This is a genomic window from Pseudoduganella dura (assembly GCF_009727155.1).
Taxonomy (GTDB): domain Bacteria; phylum Pseudomonadota; class Gammaproteobacteria; order Burkholderiales; family Burkholderiaceae_D; genus Rugamonas; species Rugamonas dura.
Window position 1 is genome coordinate 1,680,428 of the sequence record NZ_WNWM01000002.1, and the last position, 20,146, is coordinate 1,700,573.

Annotated in this window: 13 protein-coding genes, 2 tRNA genes and 2 rRNA genes; 6 read left to right on the forward strand and 11 right to left on the reverse strand. The window is 62.2% G+C overall.

The window, feature by feature from the left end; translation table 11 throughout:
• Window positions 1-109: 109 nt before the first annotated feature.
• The 5 genes from GJV26_RS07540 to GJV26_RS07560 all read right to left on the reverse strand — a co-directional run bounded on the left by GJV26_RS07540 (window position 110) and on the right by GJV26_RS07560 (window position 5,875).
• Window positions 110-2,985, reverse strand: a 23S ribosomal RNA gene (locus GJV26_RS07540).
• Between the two features lie 206 nt (window positions 2,986-3,191).
• Window positions 3,192-3,267, reverse strand: a tRNA-Ala gene (locus GJV26_RS07545).
• A 24-nt stretch (window positions 3,268-3,291) separates the two neighbouring features.
• Window positions 3,292-3,368, reverse strand: a tRNA-Ile gene (locus tag GJV26_RS07550).
• A 103-nt stretch (window positions 3,369-3,471) separates the two neighbouring features.
• Window positions 3,472-5,002: ribosomal RNA gene (locus GJV26_RS07555) — 16S ribosomal RNA — on the reverse strand.
• The 16S and 23S rRNA genes sit together here with 2 tRNA genes alongside, the layout of an rRNA operon.
• Window positions 5,003-5,458: 456 nt before the next feature.
• Window positions 5,459-5,875 carry an STY0301 family protein gene (locus GJV26_RS07560; protein WP_155708291.1) on the reverse strand — a complete coding sequence of 139 codons (417 nt, stop codon included), beginning with the start codon at window positions 5,873-5,875 and terminating at the stop codon, window positions 5,459-5,461.
• A 326-nt stretch (window positions 5,876-6,201) separates the two neighbouring features.
• On the opposite strand from GJV26_RS07560, the gene GJV26_RS07565 reads away from it, so the two are divergent.
• Entirely contained in the window at window positions 6,202-6,549 is a 348-nt protein-coding gene (locus GJV26_RS07565; protein WP_155708292.1) for a YkvA family protein, read from the forward strand.
• A gap of 105 nt (window positions 6,550-6,654) precedes the next feature.
• On the opposite strand, the gene GJV26_RS07570 is transcribed toward GJV26_RS07565, so the two are convergent.
• Together GJV26_RS07570 and GJV26_RS07575 are read right to left on the reverse strand one after the other, a co-directional pair.
• On the reverse strand, window positions 6,655-7,131 hold the full coding sequence (locus GJV26_RS07570; protein ID WP_155708293.1) for a nuclear transport factor 2 family protein: 477 nt from the start codon (window positions 7,129-7,131) through the stop codon (window positions 6,655-6,657).
• Window positions 7,132-7,142: 11 nt separating this feature from the next.
• A complete protein-coding gene (locus GJV26_RS07575; protein ID WP_155708294.1) occupies window positions 7,143-7,757 on the reverse strand; it encodes a pyridoxamine 5'-phosphate oxidase family protein in 615 nt (204 codons plus the stop codon).
• 116 nt (window positions 7,758-7,873) lie between these two features.
• Here GJV26_RS07575 and GJV26_RS07580 point away from each other — a divergent pair, with 116 nt between their 5' ends.
• Entirely contained in the window at window positions 7,874-8,773 is a 900-nt protein-coding gene (locus tag GJV26_RS07580) for a LysR family transcriptional regulator (protein ID WP_155708295.1), read from the forward strand.
• Window positions 8,774-8,989: 216 nt separating this feature from the next.
• Window positions 8,990-10,276: a DUF445 domain-containing protein gene (locus GJV26_RS07585; protein ID WP_155708296.1), complete on the forward strand. Its 1,287-nt coding sequence runs from the start codon at window positions 8,990-8,992 to the stop codon at window positions 10,274-10,276.
• Window positions 10,277-10,313: 37 nt separating this feature from the next.
• Here GJV26_RS07585 and GJV26_RS07590 read toward each other — a convergent pair whose 3' ends face one another.
• Window positions 10,314-11,204, reverse strand: coding sequence for a LysR family transcriptional regulator (locus GJV26_RS07590; RefSeq protein WP_155708297.1), 891 nt, complete (start codon window positions 11,202-11,204; stop codon window positions 10,314-10,316).
• 241 nt (window positions 11,205-11,445) lie between these two features.
• On the opposite strand from GJV26_RS07590, the gene GJV26_RS07595 reads away from it, so the two are divergent.
• On the forward strand, window positions 11,446-11,946 hold the full coding sequence (locus tag GJV26_RS07595; RefSeq protein ID WP_155708298.1) for an AtaL-like protein: 501 nt from the start codon (window positions 11,446-11,448) through the stop codon (window positions 11,944-11,946).
• An 89-nt stretch (window positions 11,947-12,035) separates the two neighbouring features.
• Here the strand turns inward: GJV26_RS07595 and GJV26_RS07600 are convergent, their stop codons facing one another.
• The 3 genes from GJV26_RS07600 to GJV26_RS07610 are packed head-to-tail and all read right to left on the reverse strand — an operon-like array spanning window position 12,036 to window position 17,785.
• The gene (locus tag GJV26_RS07600) at window positions 12,036-13,397 is read right to left on the reverse strand and encodes a Gfo/Idh/MocA family protein (protein ID WP_155708299.1); all 1,362 of its coding nucleotides are present in this window, start codon (window positions 13,395-13,397) and stop codon (window positions 12,036-12,038) included.
• A 17-nt stretch (window positions 13,398-13,414) separates the two neighbouring features.
• Window positions 13,415-14,734 carry a DUF3472 domain-containing protein gene (locus tag GJV26_RS07605; protein WP_155708300.1) on the reverse strand — a complete coding sequence of 440 codons (1,320 nt, stop codon included), beginning with the start codon at window positions 14,732-14,734 and terminating at the stop codon, window positions 13,415-13,417.
• Between the two features lie 12 nt (window positions 14,735-14,746).
• Window positions 14,747-17,785, reverse strand: coding sequence for a TonB-dependent receptor (locus GJV26_RS07610; protein ID WP_155708301.1), 3,039 nt, complete (start codon window positions 17,783-17,785; stop codon window positions 14,747-14,749).
• A 285-nt stretch (window positions 17,786-18,070) separates the two neighbouring features.
• On the opposite strand from GJV26_RS07610, the gene GJV26_RS07615 reads away from it, so the two are divergent.
• Both GJV26_RS07615 and GJV26_RS07620 read left to right on the forward strand, forming a co-directional pair.
• A complete protein-coding gene (locus tag GJV26_RS07615) occupies window positions 18,071-19,207 on the forward strand; it encodes an SIS domain-containing protein (protein WP_155708302.1) in 1,137 nt (378 codons plus the stop codon).
• Complete coding sequence (locus GJV26_RS07620; RefSeq protein ID WP_155708303.1) at window positions 19,194-20,144, forward strand: ROK family protein; 951 nt, start codon at window positions 19,194-19,196, stop codon at window positions 20,142-20,144. Before GJV26_RS07615 ends, GJV26_RS07620 begins: the two co-directional genes overlap by 14 nt.
• Window positions 20,145-20,146: the final 2 nt, after the last annotated feature.

Here is a 20,146-nt window from a genome sequence, read left to right on the forward strand (position 1 = left end):
CGTCGCTCCCTGCTGGGCAGCGCAGCTACTAATCTGGAAGAAGTAAAGTTAGGGTAATTCAAGCTGCATCGTCAAACACAGGCAAATGCTCCATAACCGTCAAGGTTATAGGGACAAGCCTTACGGGCAATTAGTATCAGTTAGCTTAATGCATTACTGCACTTCCACACCTGACCTATCAACGTCCTGGTCTCGAACGACCCTTCAAAGAGCTCAAGGCTCTGGGAAATCTCATCTCAAGGCAAGTTTCCCGCTTAGATGCTTTCAGCGGTTATCTCTTCCGAACTTAGCTACCCGGCAATGCCACTGGCGTGACAACCGGTACACCAGAGGTTCGTCCACTCCGGTCCTCTCGTACTAGGAGCAGCCCCCTTCAAATTTCCAACGCCCACGGCAGATAGGGACCAAACTGTCTCACGACGTTTTAAACCCAGCTCACGTACCACTTTAAATGGCGAACAGCCATACCCTTGGGACCGGCTACAGCCCCAGGATGTGATGAGCCGACATCGAGGTGCCAAACTCCCCCGTCGATATGAACTCTTGGGAGGAATCAGCCTGTTATCCCCAGAGTACCTTTTATCCGTTGAGCGATGGCCCTTCCATACAGAACCACCGGATCACTATGTCCTACTTTCGTACCTGCTCGACTTGTCGGTCTCGCAGTTAAGCACGCTTATGCCATTGCACTATTAGCACGATGTCCGACCGTACCTAGCGTACCTTCGAACTCCTCCGTTACACTTTAGGAGGAGACCGCCCCAGTCAAACTGCCTACCATGCACTGTCCCCGATCCGGATAACGGACCAAGGTTAGAACCTCAAATGAACCAGGGTGGTATTTCAAGGTTGGCTCCACGAGAACTGGCGTCCCCGCTTCAAAGCCTCCCACCTATCCTACACAGATTGATTCAAAGTCCAATGCAAAGCTACAGTAAAGGTTCATGGGGTCTTTCCGTCTAGCCGCGGGTAGATTGCATCATCACAAACATTTCAACTTCGCTGAGTCTCGGGAGGAGACAGTGTGGCCATCGTTACGCCATTCGTGCAGGTCGGAACTTACCCGACAAGGAATTTCGCTACCTTAGGACCGTTATAGTTACGGCCGCCGTTTACTGGGACTTCAATCAAGAGCTTGCACCCCATCATTTAATCTTCCAGCACCGGGCAGGCGTCACACCCTATACGTCCACTTTCGTGTTTGCAGAGTGCTGTGTTTTTATTAAACAGTCGCAGCCACCATTTTATTGCAACCCTTTCACCCTCATGGAGTAAACCATTCAAGCTACCGGGGCGTACCTTTTCCCGAAGTTACGGTACCAATTTGCCGAGTTCCTTCTCCCGAGTTCTCTCAAGCGCCTTAGAATACTCATCTCGCCCACCTGTGTCGGTTTGCGGTACGGTCTCGTATGACTGAAGCTTAGAGGCTTTTCTTGGAACCACTTCCGATTGCTTCGCAGCACATGGCCGCTCGTCCCATTCCCTTGAATTACGTGCCCGGATTTGCCTAAGCACCTTCTATGAAACAGAAACTGACTATTCCAACAGTCAGACAACCTTCCGCGATCCGTCCCCCCATCGCATCATACGACGGTGCAGGAATATTAACCTGCTTCCCATCAGCTACGCATCTCTGCCTCGCCTTAGGGGCCGACTCACCCTGCTCCGATGAACGTTGAACAGGAAACCTTGGGCTTACGGCGTGCGGGCTTTTCACCCGCATTATCGCTACTCATGTCAGCATTCGCACTTCTGATACCTCCAGCATCCTTTACAAGACACCTTCGCAGGCTTACAGAACGCTCTCCTACCATATCTATTGCTAGATATCCGCAGCTTCGGTGACTGGCTTAGCCCCGTTACATCTTCCGCGCAGGACGACTCGATCAGTGAGCTATTACGCTTTCTTTAAATGATGGCTGCTTCTAAGCCAACATCCTGACTGTTTTAGCCTTCCCACTTCGTTTTCCACTTAGCCAATCTTTGGGACCTTAGCTGGCGGTCTGGGTTGTTTCCCTCTTGACACCGGACGTTAGCACCCGATGTCTGTCTCCCAAGCTCGCACTCATCGGTATTCGGAGTTTGCAATGGTTTGGTAAGTCGCGATGACCCCCTAGCCATAACAGTGCTCTACCCCCGATGGTGATACTTGAGGCACTACCTAAATAGTTTTCGGAGAGAACCAGCTATTTCCAAGTTTGTTTAGCCTTTCACCCCTATCCACAGCTCATCCCCTAATTTTTCAACATTAGTGGGTTCGGTCCTCCAGTGCGTGTTACCGCACCTTCAACCTGGCCATGGATAGATCACTTGGTTTCGGGTCTACACCCAGCAACTAGCGCCCTGTTCGGACTCGATTTCTCTGCGGCTCCCCTATTCGGTTAACCTCGCTACTGAATGTAAGTCGCTGACCCATTATACAAAAGGTACGCCGTCACGGAACAAGTCCGCTCCGACTGTTTGTATGCACACGGTTTCAGGATCTATTTCACTCCCCTCCCGGGGTTCTTTTCGCCTTTCCCTCACGGTACTGGTTCACTATCGGTCGATTACGAGTATTTAGCCTTGGAGGATGGTCCCCCCATGTTCAGACAGGATTTCTCGTGTCCCGCCCTACTTGTCGCATACTTAGTACCACCGGTCTGGTTTCGCGTACGGGGCTATCACCCACTATGGCGCCTATTTCCAGAGGCTTCCACTACCAGTCCGACTATCATATGCAGGCTCATCCCATTTCGCTCGCCACTACTTTGGGAATCTCGGTTGATTTCTTTTCCTGCAGCTACTTAGATGTTTCAGTTCGCCGCGTTCGCTTCACACACCTATGTATTCAGTGAGTGATGACCTATAAGGCCGGGTTTCCCCATTCGGAAATCTTCGGATCAATGCTCGTTTGTCAGCTCCCCGAAGCTTATCGCAGACTTCTACGTCCTTCATCGCCTGTAATCGCCAAGGCATCCACCATGTGCACTTATTCACTTGTCCCTATAACCTTGACGGCTATCGGTATCAAGCATTTACTACTGTGTTTTGATGAGCTTTATTACTACCCTGAACATGCGATGTCTCGCACGTTCAATAAAACTTTACTTCTTCCAGATTGTTAAAGAACGAAACAGCAGTAGTCTCTAAAAGACTAAACATAAAAGTGAACTCGTCACGCTTACGTTTAATATTTTGAGTAGATGCGTTGGTGGAGGATGACGGGATCGAACCGACGACCCCCTGCTTGCAAAGCAGGTGCTCTCCCAGCTGAGCTAATCCCCCAGGGATTTTCTTGTGCCTGATACGTGGTGGGTCTGGTTGGGCTCGAACCAACGACCCCCGCGTTATCAACACGGTGCTCTAACCAGCTGAGCTACAGACCCGCGCTACAACACGATTGCGGCACTACTGTTTCTTCTTCATTCGACAGTCGATAAGTGTGGACGTTTGATGAGCAAGGATTCCGAAGAATCGTGCCTACTCTAGAAAGGAGGTGATCCAGCCGCACCTTCCGATACGGCTACCTTGTTACGACTTCACCCCAGTCACGAATCCTACCGTGGTAAGCGCCCTCCTTACGGTTAAGCTACCTACTTCTGGTAAAACCCGCTCCCATGGTGTGACGGGCGGTGTGTACAAGACCCGGGAACGTATTCACCGCGACATGCTGATCCGCGATTACTAGCGATTCCAACTTCATGCAGTCGAGTTGCAGACTACAATCCGGACTACGATACACTTTCTGGGATTAGCTCCCCCTCGCGGGTTGGCGGCCCTCTGTATGTACCATTGTATGACGTGTGAAGCCCTACCCATAAGGGCCATGAGGACTTGACGTCATCCCCACCTTCCTCCGGTTTGTCACCGGCAGTCTCATTAGAGTGCTCTTTCGTAGCAACTAATGACAAGGGTTGCGCTCGTTGCGGGACTTAACCCAACATCTCACGACACGAGCTGACGACAGCCATGCAGCACCTGTGTTACGGTTCTCTTTCGAGCACTCCCAAATCTCTCCGGGATTCCGTACATGTCAAGGGTAGGTAAGGTTTTTCGCGTTGCATCGAATTAATCCACATCATCCACCGCTTGTGCGGGTCCCCGTCAATTCCTTTGAGTTTTAATCTTGCGACCGTACTCCCCAGGCGGTCTACTTCACGCGTTAGCTGCGTTACTAAGTCAATTAAGACCCAACAACTAGTAGACATCGTTTAGGGCGTGGACTACCAGGGTATCTAATCCTGTTTGCTCCCCACGCTTTCGTGCATGAGCGTCAGTCTTGACCCAGGGGGCTGCCTTCGCCATCGGTGTTCCTCCACATCTCTACGCATTTCACTGCTACACGTGGAATTCTACCCCCCTCTGCCAAACTCTAGCCTTGCAGTCTCCATTGCCATTCCCAGGTTAAGCCCGGGGATTTCACAACAGACTTACAAAACCGCCTGCGCACGCTTTACGCCCAGTAATTCCGATTAACGCTTGCACCCTACGTATTACCGCGGCTGCTGGCACGTAGTTAGCCGGTGCTTATTCTTCAGGTACCGTCATGAGGCACGGATATTAGCCGTACCCTTTTCTTCCCTGACAAAAGAGCTTTACAACCCGAAGGCCTTCTTCACTCACGCGGCATTGCTGGATCAGGGTTGCCCCCATTGTCCAAAATTCCCCACTGCTGCCTCCCGTAGGAGTCTGGACCGTGTCTCAGTTCCAGTGTGGCTGGTCGTCCTCTCAGACCAGCTACTGATCGTCGCCTTGGTGAGCCTTTACCTCACCAACTAGCTAATCAGATATCGGCCGCTCCAGGAGCATGAGGTCTTGCGATCCCCCACTTTCATCCATAGATCGTATGCGGTATTAGCGTAACTTTCGCTACGTTATCCCCCACTCTTGGGCACGTTCCGATATATTACTCACCCGTTCGCCACTCGTCAGCGGAGCAAGCTCCCTGTTACCGTTCGACTTGCATGTGTAAAGCATGCCGCCAGCGTTCAATCTGAGCCAGGATCAAACTCTTCAGTTTAATCTCTGTTTAAAGTCATTGCTGACTTGGTCGCCCATTCAAAATACTGACGAACCCTCTTGCGAAGGTTACGTTTATTTCTTATGAGCGTTTGATGCTATATTTTGAGCGATCGGGACCGAAGTCCCGGGCACATCATCAAACGCCCACACTTATCGACTGTTGATTGTTAAAGAATTCTGCCCTTGAAGGCCTTGCCACTTTGTCGACAAATCGTTGTGTTTGTCAGCAGCAGAGAGGCGAGATTATCAGGTGTTTCATGCATCTCGTCAACTCTTTGTTTTCAGCGCTTCGCGCTTCCAACACCTCGCTGCACCTGCTTTACTGCGTTGCTTGCTGCGAGGGACAGAACTATAACAAACGCCCCTCACCTCTGCAATAGCTTTCAAGAAAATTCCCGTTCCCGCAACGCCGCGAATTGCACAGTACCCGCTACGCGCGAAGGCACTCCAGCGATCAACTGCATTTCATTTCGATCTTCCGCGGCTCACCCGGCACAGGCTTGAACATCGTGATCGTGCATTCCCTGGTTCGTTCGTCGAGCCGGCGCGAGATCGAAATCTCGCCACCCTCGCCATACGTGCAATCGAGCCAGACATGGTTCGGGCGTGCATCCGGTGCAAAGCCGTAGCTGGTCGAGACCAGTTCCTTGTCCTTGTGTATTTCCTTGCCGGGCCGCGTCTGCGAGCTGCCGGGAGGCCCGGCCGACATGCCGGCGGCGTAAAGCTTCAATGGCGCTTCGATGCGCGGCACCCAGCCCGCCGCGGCGGTGATCCTGATCGCCTGCGGCTGAAGCTCCGTCGGGCAAGTGACCAGCCTGTCCAGGGCCGCGGCATGGGGTGCGATGGAAAGCAGCGCCGCGGCAGCCAGCATTCCAGAGATGGGGTTCGTGCCAGTCATTCGGTCACCGGGTAGGCCTGCGTTGTCGTAAGGGTGCGAGTATATCCCGCTACTACACGCCTATATAGCAGGTGCGGCAACCCGCTGATACCGGGCGTCGGATGGTCACGCAGGTACCGTGTGACGAACCCGGGCGCGTCCGGTAGCGCAATGCCCGGCCGAACGGCGATTTCTTTCCACACCCAAGTTACACTATCCCTACTGCGATTGCTGCGTAGACGATCCGGCTGCATGAATCCGGCCGTGATTCACTCTATCGCCGCGCAAGATCGGCCAATCCATTCATGAAAGGTGGAAGCATGTCCAAGTCATTCGACGAAACCGGCTTCTGGAACAAGGTGGGCAGGTTCGCCAAGGCCGCCGGCCACGAAGTCATTGAAAAAGCCCTGTGGCTCTATTTCGCCGCCCAGCGACCGGAAACGCCCAAGTGGGCCAAGGCCACCATCTACGGCGCCCTGGCCTATTTCGTGCTGCCGTTCGATGCGATCCCCGATCTGATACCCGTGGCCGGCTATACGGACGACCTGGCCGCGCTTGCCGCGGCAATCGTGAGCGTGGCGTCATATATCGACGACAGCGTGAAGCGGCAGGCGGAAGAGCGCATGTCGGCGTGGTTCGGCCCGCTGCTGCCTGAAACGGAAAGCTAGGCGAAATAAAACGATCGCCCGCGAATTGCGGGCGATCATCGGGAACTGAACGATACCTGGCCGCCATGCCTCCGTGGAGTGGTGCCCGCCGGGGGCACCAGCGCATCAGAGACCGAGCTCGCTCAGGCCAGGATGATCGTCGGGCCGGCGGCCCAGGGGCCAGTGGAACTTGCGGTCCGCTTCCCTGATCGGCAGGTCGTTGATGCAGGCGAAGCGGCGCGCCATCAGGCCGTTTTCGTCGAACTCCCAGTTCTCGTTGCCGTAGGAGCGGAACCAGTTGCCGGAATCGTCGTGCCATTCGTAGGCGTAGCGGACGGCGATGCGGTTGCCGTCGAAGGCCCACAGCTCCTTGATCAGGCGGTAGTCGAGTTCCTTGGCCCACTTGCGGCCCAGGAACTGCACGATGGCGCTCCGGCCGGTGACGAACTCGGCGCGGTTGCGCCAGCTGCTGTCCGGCGTATAGGCCAGGCTCACCCGTTCGGGATCGCGGGCATTCCAGCCGTCTTCGGCCAGGCGCACTTTCGTCATCGCGCTTTCGCGGGTGAACGGGGGAACGGGTGGACGCGATTCGCTGCTGCTCATGGGTATTCCTTTCATTGGGTGGGTGCCTGTGCCGTGCCGATCAGCTCGCGCAGCATCGCCAGGCCATCCGGATCGGCGGCCAGTTCCGCCAGTTCCGGTATCGAAAACCGCTGCGTGATGTGCTGCGGGCAGTTGATGTCGAGCGCCTCGACCGTGATCACGCAGGCGTGCTCGACCCGTGCACGATAACCCGGCATTTCCAGGCGCGCGAGCAGTTCCGGGTCGTCTTTCCTTTCCACCATGCGCGCCCTGCCCCAGATCTTGACGCGGCCGCGGATGCGGTAATCCATCAGGATCAGCATCACCCTGCCGTCATGTTCCAGGTTGCCGGCCGAGATGTACTGGCGGTTGCCTGCGAAGTCCGCGAAGGCGACCGTGTGCTCGTCGAGCACCTTCAGGAAGCCGCGCGGGCCGCCACGGTGCTGCACATAGGGCCAGCCCGTTTCGCCCACGCTGGACATGAAGAAGGTATCCACGTCCTCGATGAATGCTTTGTCATACGCCGTCACGCTGTCGTGCGCCGGCACGTCGGCCTCGAGGCGCGCATTCATCGCGCGGCTGCCGTTGCGCTCCTGGACGCGGCGGACGGACGGTGTGTAGGCAATGGTCGAAAAAGCGCGTGCCATGGTCGACTCCTGTGAAAGGTGATGGTTTGATTTCCCGTTGAGATAACTATGCTCCTTTATGGCGGGAATAAGAATACCGATAGAATGCAGAAGACTCTTTCTTCAGCTGGAATAATATGGACCGCCTGTACCTGATGACCGTGTTCATCGCCGTGGCCGAGGCCGAGAGCTTTTCCGTCGCGGCGCGGCGCCTCTCCATATCGCCCCCGGCGGTAACCCGCGCCATCGCCACCCTCGAGAAGCGGCTGGGTGTGCGGCTGCTCACCCGCACCACCCGTTTCGTGCGTGCGACGGAAGCCGGCCTGCGTTACCTGGAAGACGCGCGCCGCATCGTCGCCGAGGTGGACGAGGCGGACGAAGCGGCCATCGGCATCAACGCCGTGCCGCGCGGGCGCCTGATGGTGACCGCGCCGGTGCTGTTCGGCCGGATGTTCGTGACGCCGGTGGTGGTGGACTACCTGCGGCGGCATCCGGAAGTGACGGTGTCCGCCCTGTTCGTCGACCGGGTGGTGGCCCTGGTGGAGGAAGGGCTCGACGTGGGCATCCGGATCGGCCACCTGCCCGATTCCAGCCTGCAGGCGATCCGGGTGGGCCAGGTGCGCAGCGTGCTGTGCGCCGCGCCGGCCTACCTGGCCGAGCACGGGGTGCCGGAGCTTCCCGAAGACCTGGCGGAACATGTGCTGATCAGCTCCAGCGGTTCGTCCGTGGACCCTGCCTGGAAATTCATGCGGGATGGAAGCGTGGTGTCGGTGAAGGTGCAGCCGCGGCTGATCATGTCGACGAACGACAGCACCATCGAGGCTGCGCGCAGCGGCTTCGGGATCGCGCGGTTGCTGTCTTATCAGATTGCCTCGCTCGTGGCGAGCGGCGAGCTGCGGATCGTGCTGGCGGAGCATGAGATGGCGGCCCTGCCGATCCACGTGATCCACCGGGAGGGGCGGCAGTCGGCGGCCAAGGTGCGCGGATTCGTGGACCTGGTGGTGCAGAGGTTGAGGGGGGACGGGGCCTTGCGGTAGGTACTTTTAACTAAGCCGGTCTCGCGAGGGCTGGCCACGAAATTTTCCGTGTCGCACCCGCCGGCAGCGGGCGGAACGGCCAATTTTTTTCGCGCACAAGTTACACTACACCCCTCCGATCGATCCGTTCGCCAGGCTCCCTGTCATATCGGCACGGTTCGATCATGGCTATCCTGGCGCGGCACGGGCCGCGCCGCAACAAAAAAAATCCTGAACATGAAACACGACTCCGAAATCGTTCGCCAGCTCGACGCTGCCGAAGACACCTACAAACGCAGCCGCCTGCGCACCATGGAGCGCGTGGCACTGGGCCTGCTCCTCGTGGCGGCCGCGCTGTTTGCCGTTGCCCGCTCCCAGCAGGGGCAGCATCCTTTCTGGGGCTACCTGGAAGCCTTCGCCGAAGCGGCGATGGTGGGCGCGATCGCCGACTGGTTCGCCGTGGTCGCCCTGTTCCGCCACCCGCTCGGCATTCCGCTGTGGCATACGGCCATCATCCCGAACAGCAAGGCCAGCATCGGCACCAACCTGGGCAGCTTTGTCGAAAACCATTTCGTCACCGAGGAAAACGTTGCGGAGCGCATCCGGCAAGCCGACCTGGCCGGCCGCGCCGGCGAATGGCTGCGCGATCCGGCCAATGCCGCGCAGGTGGGCAAGGTACTCACCGGCGTGCTGGCGCAGGCGCTGGACAAGGTGGACGACGAATCGATGCGCGAGCGCATCCGCGATTTCGCAGCCGCGGAACTGGGCAAGCTGGATTTCTCCGGGCTGGCCGGCGGCTACCTGGACACGATGATCGGCAAGGGCGCGCCGCAGGCGCTGCTCGACCCGCTGCTGGAAAAGCTGATCACCTGGCTGGGCGACGAGAACAACCACGAGACGGTGGGCGACTTCCTCGTGCAGTGCTTCTCGATCGAGAATGCCATGGTGAAGTCGATGCTGCTCGGCTATACGCCGAAGGTGATCGGCTCGCTGCGCGAGCAGGCGGTCAATGTGCGGATGGATCGCGCGCATCCGCTGCGGGCGCGGGTCGATAGCTGGCTGGCGGAGAGCGCACTGCGCTTGAAGGCCGATCCCGAGTGGAAGGCGTCGGTGGCGCGGTACCAGGTGGATGCGCTGCACGGCGAGGAACTGCAGGCCACGCTGGGCGGGATCTGGGATGCGATCCGGGCGCGGGTGCAGGCGGACCTGGCGGGCCCGGAGCCGGTGATCGCCGCAACCGTGCGGCAGGTCGTGCAGGAATGCGGGCGCCTGCTGGAGGCCGACGAGGGCGTGCGGGGCTGGGTCAATGCCGCCATCGAATCGGGAAGCGCGGCGCTGGTTCGCCGGTATCGCGGCGAGGTGGGCAAGTTCATCGAGAAGCAGCTGGAGAAGTGGACGAAGGAAGAGATGAGTTCGCGCATCGAACTGGCGATCGGGCGGGATCTGCAGTTCATCCGGATCAACGGCACCCTGGTCGGCGGTCTGGTCGGCATACTGATTCACGCGGTGGTCGTGGCGGCGTGATCGGCTTGCCGGCCCCGGAGACGGGTCCGTCGCCCGATCAGTCCAGCAGGGCCGCAAGCTCCTCCGGCGTCCCCATCGGAAACGCCTCCCTCAGGAATTCCAGGAAAGCCGATACGCGGGCGCTCAGCAGCCGGCGCGACGGATAGAGCGCCCACAGTTCGACAGGCGGCTCCTCGATGTCGCCCCAGTGCACCAGCGTGCCGTCCGCCAGGTCGCGGCTTGCGAGCGATATGGGCAGGCACGCCACACCGACGCCGGCCCGCACCGCGTCGCGCACCATCACGAGCGATGACAGGCACAGCACCGGATCGGCCGTGATGCGCGATCGCCCCGCCGGCGTGACGACCTCCCAGGCGGCCACCCCGCCGGGGGTTCCGCGCACCACCGCGGGCACGGGAGAATCGTCCGCCGGGCGCACTACCGCCGGGCTCGCAACCACCACCAGCCGGTCGCGCAGGAAAACCCGCCCCACCAGGCTTTCATCCGGGCGCGGGTTTACGCGGATCACCAGGTCATAGCCTTCCTCCACCATGTCGACCGCCCGGTCTTCCGTGGTGATTTCCACACGCACTTCCGGATAGCGCAGCGCGAAACGCGCCGCCAGCTTGCCCATGGCCGTCTGTGCGAACAGCAGCGGCACGCTGATGCGCAGGCTGCCGCGCGGCTTGCCGGCACCCGAGGAGATCGCCGCGGCCGTTTCGTCGAGTTCGGTCAGCAGGGCCGACGTGCGCTCGTGAAGCGCCCGCCCCTCTTCCGTGAGCTTCAGGGCACGCGCGCCCCGTTCGAACAGGCGGAGCGCCAGGCCGCTTTCCAGTTCCGCCACGCGGCGGGAAAGCGTGGCCTTCGGGCGGCCGCTGGCGCGGGCGGCGCGGCCAAAGCCCCCGTGGCGGGCAACGAGGTTGAAATCGGCGAGTGCAAGCAAATCCATATGTTCCACCATTGAGACAGCATGTCCAAATATACCGTCTATCGGGCCACGGCTGGGACGCCTAACATGTGAAACATCATCAACCCACAACCCGGAGTATTCAAATGACCATCCCTGTTACCGGCGTACTCGTTCGCGATCCTTCGAAAGCCGCCTTCCCCGGCGGCGTGGATGTCGTGCCGGTTGCGGCTTCGGCCTGATCTTCCACCCTGTTGCCATTTACATTCTTGAGGAGTTCATCATGATCTATTCGACTGCTGCCGTTGTCGTGAATCCGGAAGGCGAAGCGCCGCTGACGCGCGAGCAGGCCTGGGCAGGGCTGGTGCTCAAGGCCCGCGATGCGCGGCTGTTCCTGCCGCCCGGCCTTTGCACCCGGTGCGACGTGGTGGAGGAAAGTGCGACGCATATCGTGCGGGAGGCCACGATCGCCGGGGATGCGTTGAGGGAAATCATCAGCTTCGAGCCGCTGGCCAAGGTGTCGTTCTTCCAGGCCGGCGGGCCGCGTGAAGGCGTGATCGTCAACGAGCTGTTCGAAGACGAGCACGGGTTGCTGTGGCTGCGCTTCTATTGCTACCTGGGACTGCGGGGAAAGGAGCCGGGCGGGCTGGAAGAGCAGCAGGAGCAGGCGTGGATGGATGGCGACAACGGCTATCGGACGGCATTGCTGTCGACGCTGAAGCGGACCAGGGAACTGGCCGGCGAGGGGCGGCTGGTGCCGGATGGCGGGGCCACGCTCGCCTGACTGTCCGGCACCGTGGCGAGCCGGAGAGCTCGCCACGCCCGATCCGCTACGGGCTTGCAGGCCCGGCCTGCCGCCGGGCCGCGCCGCGGTCAATACCTGTCGTCGAACGCAAAGATGGGCTTGCGCGACTTCCACTGCCCGGCCGTGAAATCCGGAAAGTCCAGCGTCTGGAAATTTTGCGCGATCGACTGCTCGGACAGCGGCGTGATGGCGCTCCACGTCACCGCATCGTAGATGTCGATCGGCATCGGCGCCTGTGCCTTCAATGCTTCCACGAACGCGTGGATGACGAAGAAGTCCATGCCGCCATGGCCCGCGCCTTCCGCGGTCTTGGCATACTTGCGCCACAGCGGGTGCTCGTATTTGTCCTGCCACGCCTGGAACGCATCCCACTCGTGCGGCTTGCTCTGGCCTTCGATATGGATCGATTCGTTCAGGTCCATCCACAGGCCGTGCGTGCCCTGCACGCGGAAACCGATCGAATAAGGGCGCGGCAGCGAAGTATCGTGCTGCAGGATGATCGTCTCGCCGTTCTCGCAGGCCAGCGTGGTGGTCACCACGTCGCCCAGCTTGAACGCGGTCTTCGCATTCGGATGGCTGGCGCCACCCTGCTTGACGACATAGTCGTGCAGCCCGCGCGCCTTGGTGGCGAACGTGTTGATGCGCGTGAACCGGTTACCGCGGTTGATGTTGGTGTACATCGCGCACGGGCCGATGCCGTGGCTCGGATACAAATCGCCATTGCGCCGCACCGAGTGCTCCGTGCGCCAGCGTGCTTCCGACCAGCCCTTGGCGCCGTATTCCACGCCGCCGCCATACGGCCGGGCCGGATCGCCGCTGTTGAACTTCACGGCGCGCAGGTCGTGCTGGTAGCCGCCCTGCAGGTGCACCAGCTCGCCGAACACGCCGGCGCGCACCATCCGCAGCACGGCCATCACGTCGCGGCGGAAGCACACGTTCTCCAGCAGCATGTAGGGTGTGCCGGTCTTGAGCTGGGTGTTCAGCACATCCCAGTGATCCTGCAGCGTGATGCCGGCGACCACCTCGCAGCCGACCGGAATCTTCGCCTGCATCGCGGCGATCGCCATCGGCGCATGCCACTCCCATGGCGTTGCAATGACGATGCCATCGAGCTTCCCGGCATCGAGCATGCGCCTGTAGGCTTGCGGGTCGCGGTCTTCGCCATAGGTGACGGGCTTGGGCTTGCCGAATTTGGCGACCTGGCCGAGCGCCTTGCCCAGCATGACCGGTTCGATATCGCACAGCGCCGCCACCTCCACGTCGTCGCGGCGCAGCAGTTCCTGCAGCAGCACCTGGCCGCGCATGCCGGTGCCGATCATGCCGATGCGCACCTTCTTGCGCGTTGCCGCCAGGGCCGCGGGCAGCATCATGGTGCCGGCAAGCGCGGCGCCTGCCGCGATAAAGTCACGTCGGGTAAAAACTGGTTTCATGGTTCTCCTTGTTGTCGTTATTGCGGCAGGCTATTGACGTCCACCGCCGGTTGCTGGCCGGTCGCCGGCCGGCTGAAGTTCTGGTTGACCGGTACATAATCCGCGAAGAAGCCGCCGTTGCGCAGGTAGAACCGGCCATTCTCCAGCCCGCCCGCGTAATCCATGCGCTGCGCGTTGGTCACGGTGGCGTCGCCCGTCAGGCGGCCGGCGGTCGCTTCGGACCACGTGCCGTTCGCGTTGCGCGCCCACTGGTTACCGTACAGCACGCGGCGCCCCGCAAAGCCGTTGGTGTCGATGAAATTCTCGAGGAACGAGTGGTTCCCGGTGAGATAGGTATTCGTGGCGGGGCGCTTCCACGTTGCCATGTAGCGCCAGCTGTTCGTCTCCGGTGCGAAGAACCACGCCGAGAACAGGGTGGCTCCGGCGCCGTCCGGCCGCGCGCGGGTAATGAACCGGTAGGTATTGCCAGCGATCCAGTTGTACACCAGGTAGGCCTGGCCGCCGGTGCCCTCGCCGCCGAAGCTGTTGTCCACCACGCCCGCGCCCTTGCCCACCAGCGTGGTCTTCGCGCCGCTGTCGGCATCCCATACCGAGAACAGGATCCAGCGCTCGGTGGCGGATTTGACCTGAATGCCGAAGTAGCCGCCGCTGAAGCCGTTGGCCATGAAGTAGGAGCCGGCCGGATCCTGGCCGACCGGGATGGTCATCTCGTTGTAGAAGTACTCGGTATTGGCCGGCGTGGTGTAGCCCATGTGCACGGAAGGTCCGCGGCGCGACCAGTAGTAATTGGCGGGGTCGCTGGCGTAGTTCACGGTGGACGCTGTCGTCACCTTCAGCGCGGACACGTCGCCGAAGTAGCCGCCATCCTTGCTGACGCCCTGCAGGTCCACCTTCACGTAGCCGGGCGCCGCCACGTTGACGGTACCGACCGGGTAGGTCTTGCTCGTGGCGCCGGCCAGCGCCACCGTGAACGGCGTGCCGTTGACCGTCACGCGGATCGTGCTGTTATTGCTGCCGGCAAGGCGCGCATCGAGCGCCAGCGTCACGGCGCCCGCGGAAGCCATACGGAACCAGGCGCTGGCAACGGTGCCGGCGTTCGTCCAGTTGGCCAGGCCGTTGTCGTTGATTTCCGCCGACGCCGGCGCCGCGGTGATGAAGGCGTTGCCGGCCAGCGCCACGGTGGACGTGGTACCGCTGGCGGCTGGCGCGGCGTCCGGTTGCGACACGGCGGCCTGCGTCTGTGCGGCCGTCGGGCCGGTGCCGGTACTGGCACCACCTCCACCGCAGCCGGCCAGGAACAGTGCAGCGCAATACAGGAATGTGCGACGTTGTTTCATGATGGCTTCCTCCTAGAATTGGTATTCCGCGGTCAGGCGCACGGAGCGCGGCGCGGTGCGGCTGGCGACCTGCAGGTAGTTCTTGGCGATGGCGCCGCCGTCTTCGCGGGTTTCGTTGTAGCGCTGCACGGTCTGGCGGTCGAACAGGTTGAACACGTCCACCTTCAGGCTCAGGCCCCTGGCGAAGCGCGGCATGTACGCCACATTCACGTCGAGCAGGGCCTGCCACGGCAGGCGCCCCTGGCTGCCGCGCGGCGTGGCCACGCCGTTGCAGTAGAAGTAGGCGGCGCCGTAGTCGTGGTCCCACTTCAGGTCCGCCGGCAGTTCGCCGATGCAGTTGCGCGGCGCGCCCGAGGTCACGTTCAGGTTGCCGCCGACGGTCCATTCCGGCGCCACCTGCGCGAAGCCGTAGGCCTTGATCGAATGGCGCCGGTCGCCGGGCAGGTAGCCGTAGGCGTTGTACATCAGCTCCTTGTGGTCGTCGCTGACCGTCAGGCCCACGTCGCCGCCGCCGATGGTATCGGTCTGGCCTTCCATGTTGCCCTTCAGCGCGGAGAGCGTGTAGGTGAGCTTGCCATACCAGCCGTTGGAGAACGGGTGCTCGACGAAGAAGTTCAGCGCCTTGTACGTGCGCGCCGGCTTCGGCGTGCCCCACTCGGCCGCCGAAATATCCACCCGGCGCGCGCCCTGGCCATCGGCGAAGTCGATCCACAGCGCGTTGTCGCGGCCCGGGTTGATGATGGCGCACTGGAAGCCGCCCCAGTTGCCCGTGTCCACATTGTTGCGCGCGGCCCAGGCGTCGATCGGGCGCTGGTCGCAGGTGTCGTCGTTGGTATCGTTCAGGCGGCGATACAGGCCGCTCGCGCCGATCACCAGCTGCTTGCTCAGCGCCTTCTCGAAGCCGAGCGACAGCTCGTCCTGCGACAGCGGTTCGAGGCCGATCGCGGTCACTTCGCGCGCGTTGCGGCTCTGGCCATAGGCGTTATTGGCGGAATACGGCTTGCCGATCTGGTGCAGGCCGGTCGGCGCGCCGGTGACCGGGTCCACGCCGGTGTAGGTGAACAGTTCGCTGGTCGACGTGAACGGCGCCGCCATGTTGCTCGACAGGTTCGACGGCACCGGCAGGTGGTAGCGCCCGGCATTGGCGAAGAATTTCACCGAGCCGTCGCCGTTGAAATCCCACGTCGCGCCCAGGCGCGGCGCCAGCATGTTGCGCTGCGAGATGAACGCGTCGCCGGTGCTGGTGTAGTTGGTGAACTGTTCGCGGCGCAGGCCCAGGTCCAGCAGCACGCGCGGCGTGACCTGCCAGTGATCCTGGATGTATTGCGCCGACTGCTCGCTCGTGGGATTGGCCAGGTTGGAGTACACGTCGCGGCTCACGTAATAGCCCTGCGCGCCGAACCCGCCGCCCTGCGCCGGCGTCTCGAACGCGCCGTTGATCGGGCGGCTCGGATCGGCGGCCTTGCGGTAGCTCCAGCGGTAGCCACCCGCCAGCGTGAAGCCCACCATCGAATCGACGTCGATGCGGTCGATGCCGCCGCGCAGCGAATGGTTGCCGAGGCGGTATTCGATATCGAGGCGCCGGCCCTTCTGGCGGTCGCTCGATGCCGGGTCGACCAGGTTGCCGGTCACCGTCTGGGGCGTCGGGTAGGCAAGGCCCGGCACCTGCACGGTGGTGCCGGCCGAGACCTGCGGCAGCGATGGATCGTAGCCGGCCGGCGTGCGCACGTGGCCGGTGCGCGATTTGCCGTACAGGGCCGTCACGGTCAGGCTGTCGGTGATGTAGCCGGTGTATTTGAAGATATCGATGTTGGCGCCCGGCGCCGCCGCCGCGCCGCAGCAGTTGGTGGTGCTTTCGCCGGCGTTGCCGGGAACGTCGTTGCGCGCCTTGGTGTCGTAGCTGAAGCCGTAGGCACGGCTGCTCGACCTGGTGCGGTCGTACAGCTTGGTGTATTCGAAGCGGTGGTCCTCGGTGAGGTTGAAGTCGATCTTGGCGGTGGCGCGGTCCACGGTGGATTCGCCGCGGCTCCAGCCGGTTCTCAGGGCGGTGGCCGATGCGTCGCTGGTGGCGCCGATGCTTTCGCTGTCGGTTTTCGTGCGCTCCAGCGCGACGAAGGCGAACAGCCGGTTGCGGATGATCGGGCCGCTGCCGTACAGGCCCGCGACCTTGCTGGTGCTGGTGTTGTCCTCGTTCCAGTACAGCAGCTTGCCGTCGGTGGCCGGGTTCGCGCCGGTGTTCGGGTAGTAAGTATTCTTCGGCGAGCCTTTCAGGCCGCCCGGTATCGTCGACAGCTTGCCGCCGAATTTGAAGTCGTTGCCGCCGCTCTTGGTGGTGATGTTCACCACCCCGCCGGTGGAGCGCCCGAATTCCGAGCCATAGCCGCCGGTCAGCACCTGCAGGTTGGAAATGGCGCCGAACGGCAGTTCGGAAGCGCCCACCTGCGTGAGGATGTTCGTGACCGGGAAGCCGTTCACGTAGAACGCGTTTTCCGACTGGCCGGAGCCGCCGATGGAGGGCGCGTTGCCGTACTGGCTGTTGGTGCCGCGCGCCACGCCGGGCGTGAGCTGCACGACGGACGCCACGTCGTTCGCCACCGGCAGCGTGCGCAGTTCCTTCGCCGTGAACACCACGCCGTTGTTCGTGTTGGACACATCGATCACCGTGCGTGCGCCCCGCACCACCACCGTCTGCCCCGCTTCCTCCTTGCCGCGGAAGTTGACTTCCGCGCCGCTGCCCACCACCGCCTCGATCTCGCGTGTATCGTCCACCGTGCCGTTGCGCAGCACGCGCAGCGCATAGCGGCCGGGCGGCATGGAGTTGGCCACGTAGCGCCCCGCCGCATCGGGCACCAGGGAACGCTGCGCGCCGGTATCCAGGTTTTCCAGCACCACGGTGGCCCCCGCGGGCGACGCCACCTCGCCGTAGATCGTGGTCGTGGCGTTCGACTGGGCGATGGCAGGGCTGCCCGCGGCGGCCATGGCCAGCCCGGCCAGGACCGCCGTCGCCTGGCGAATCGCGTTGTTGCGTAATCTGAAGCGGGTGTGATGCATGCTCAACTCTCCGTCGGTTTATGTTTTCGTTTTACGTTCGAAAGACCCTGTAATTACTCTAGAAATAAAAGCAAACGGGGTCAACAAAAAGAAAGAAAAAATAAAAGAAAATTCGTTCATATCTTTCGTATTGGCTCGCAATCGATTTGATTACTTTCGAATTCGTGGCAAAACTGGTACACGACTGGAACGCCATCGTGTCACGAACTTTCTTTTTGCTTTCGTATTTGACTTTTCGAAAATAAAACTTCACTATCGTTCCAACCTCAACAGAAAATTCTTTCGATGACTACCTTATTCGAGCGAACGAGCACCGGCTGGCGCGATATCGGCGGCCTGGATACCGCGGAAGAAATCGCCCACCAGCCCGCACTCTGGGAAGCGTTGGCCACGCACCTGGGCGCCATGCGGGAGCGCATCCAGGCATTCCTGGGCGACAGCCTGCGCGACCCGCGCCAGACCGTGATCCTCACCGGCGCGGGCAGCTCCGCCTACGTGGGCGAGATCATCGCGGACGAAATCAATGCCGCCTGGCCGTGCCAGGTGCGTGCGATTCCCACCACCAGCCTGCTGACCCACCCCGCCCTGTACCTGGAAGCCGGCGCGCCCACGCTGCTGGTGTCGTTCGCCCGCAGCGGCAACAGCCCGGAAAGCACCGCCGCCGTGCAGCTGGTGCGCGACCTGGCGCCGGCCGCGCGCTTCCTCAACATCACCTGCAATGCGCAAGGGGCGCTGGCGCGGCAAGGCGAGCACGATGCCGGCACCCTGAACCTGCTGATGCCCGCCGCCAGCTGCGACCGGGGCTTCGCCATGACGAGCAGCTTCAGCTGCATGCTGCTGGCGGCCCTGTGCGCGCTCGATCCGGACTTCCAGCCGGAGCACATGGCCACGCTGGCGGAGCTGGGCCGGCAGGCCATCGACGGGTGGTCGGCACCGGTGGCCACGCTGGCTGCGCAACCAGTCTCGCGCGTGATCTACCTGGGCAGCGGTCCTCTCGAGGCGCTGGCCCGGGAAGCGGCGCTGAAGATCATGGAACTGACCGCGGGCCGGGTCATGACGATGGCGAACAGCGCGCTGGGCTTCCGCCACGGCCCCAAGGCCGCGGTGAACGGCGAAACGCTGGTGCTGCTGTTCCGCAGTGCCGATGCGCTGTCGCGCCGTTATGAGGAAGACCTGCTCGCCGAACTGCGGCGCGATGGGGTGGCCCACGCCGTGCTCGCCATCGGCACGGGCGGCGAGTTCGGCATCGACACGCCGCCCTGGCCGGACGCCTGGCTGGCGCCCCTGTGGCTGCTGGCGGCGCAGCAGTACGCGCTGCACCAGTCGGCGCTGCTGGGGCTGCGGCCCGACAATCCGTTCACGGGCGGCATCGTGAACCGCGTGGTGCAGGGCGTAACCATCCATCGCCATGACGAATCCTGAACGCGGCTACCACGGCATCGACATCGGCGGCACCAAGATCGAACTGGTGGCCTTCGTTGCCGGCAATGGCGACGGGGCATCGCTGCATGAAGCGCATCGGGAGCGGATCGCCACGCCCGGCACCGATTTCGCCGAATTTGTTGGGGCCATGCAGGGCCTGGTGGCCCGGGCCGACGCGGCGCTGGGCCTGCGCGCGCCGGTGGGCATCGGCCTGCCCGGCGTGGTCGACAACGCCACCGGCCGCCAGCTCAGCTCCAACGTGCCGGCACTGAACGGCCGGCTGGTGGCCGAGTCGCTGCGCCAGGCCCTGGGGCGCCCGGTCGCCATCGGCAACGATTGCCAGTGTTTCGCCCTCTCCGAGGCGCAGGGCGGCGCGGCCGACGGCCTGCCCACGATGTTCGGCGCCATCCTCGGCACCGGCGCCGGCGGCGGCTACTGCGTGGGCGGCCGCCTGCTGCGCGGCGCGAACGGCGTGGCCGGGGAATGGGGCCACTGGACGCTGCCGGCGGCGCAGCTGGAACAGTACGGCTTGCCCCTATTGGACTGCCCATGCGGGCGGCGCGGCTGCCTGGAGCGCTATGTGTCCGGCCCCGGCCTGAGTCGCATGCACCGCCATTTCGGCGGCGGCGACGAAATGCCGCTGACCATCGTCGCCCGCGCGCAGGGCGGATCGGAGATCGCCCTGCGCACGCTCGACGTGCACACCGACCTGCTGGGGCATGCGCTGGCCAGCCTGGTGCTGTCGCTCGATCCCCATGCGATCGTGCTGGGCGGCGGCCTGTCGCAGCTGGCGCACCTGTACCAGCGGCTGCCGGCGGCGATCGGCCGCCACCTGTTCCACGGCGTGTGCACGCCCGCCGTGCTGCCGCCCGCCTTCGGCGACGCCGGCGGCGCGCGCGGCGCGGCGCTGCTGGCGCGGCAACAACCCGATAAATGACG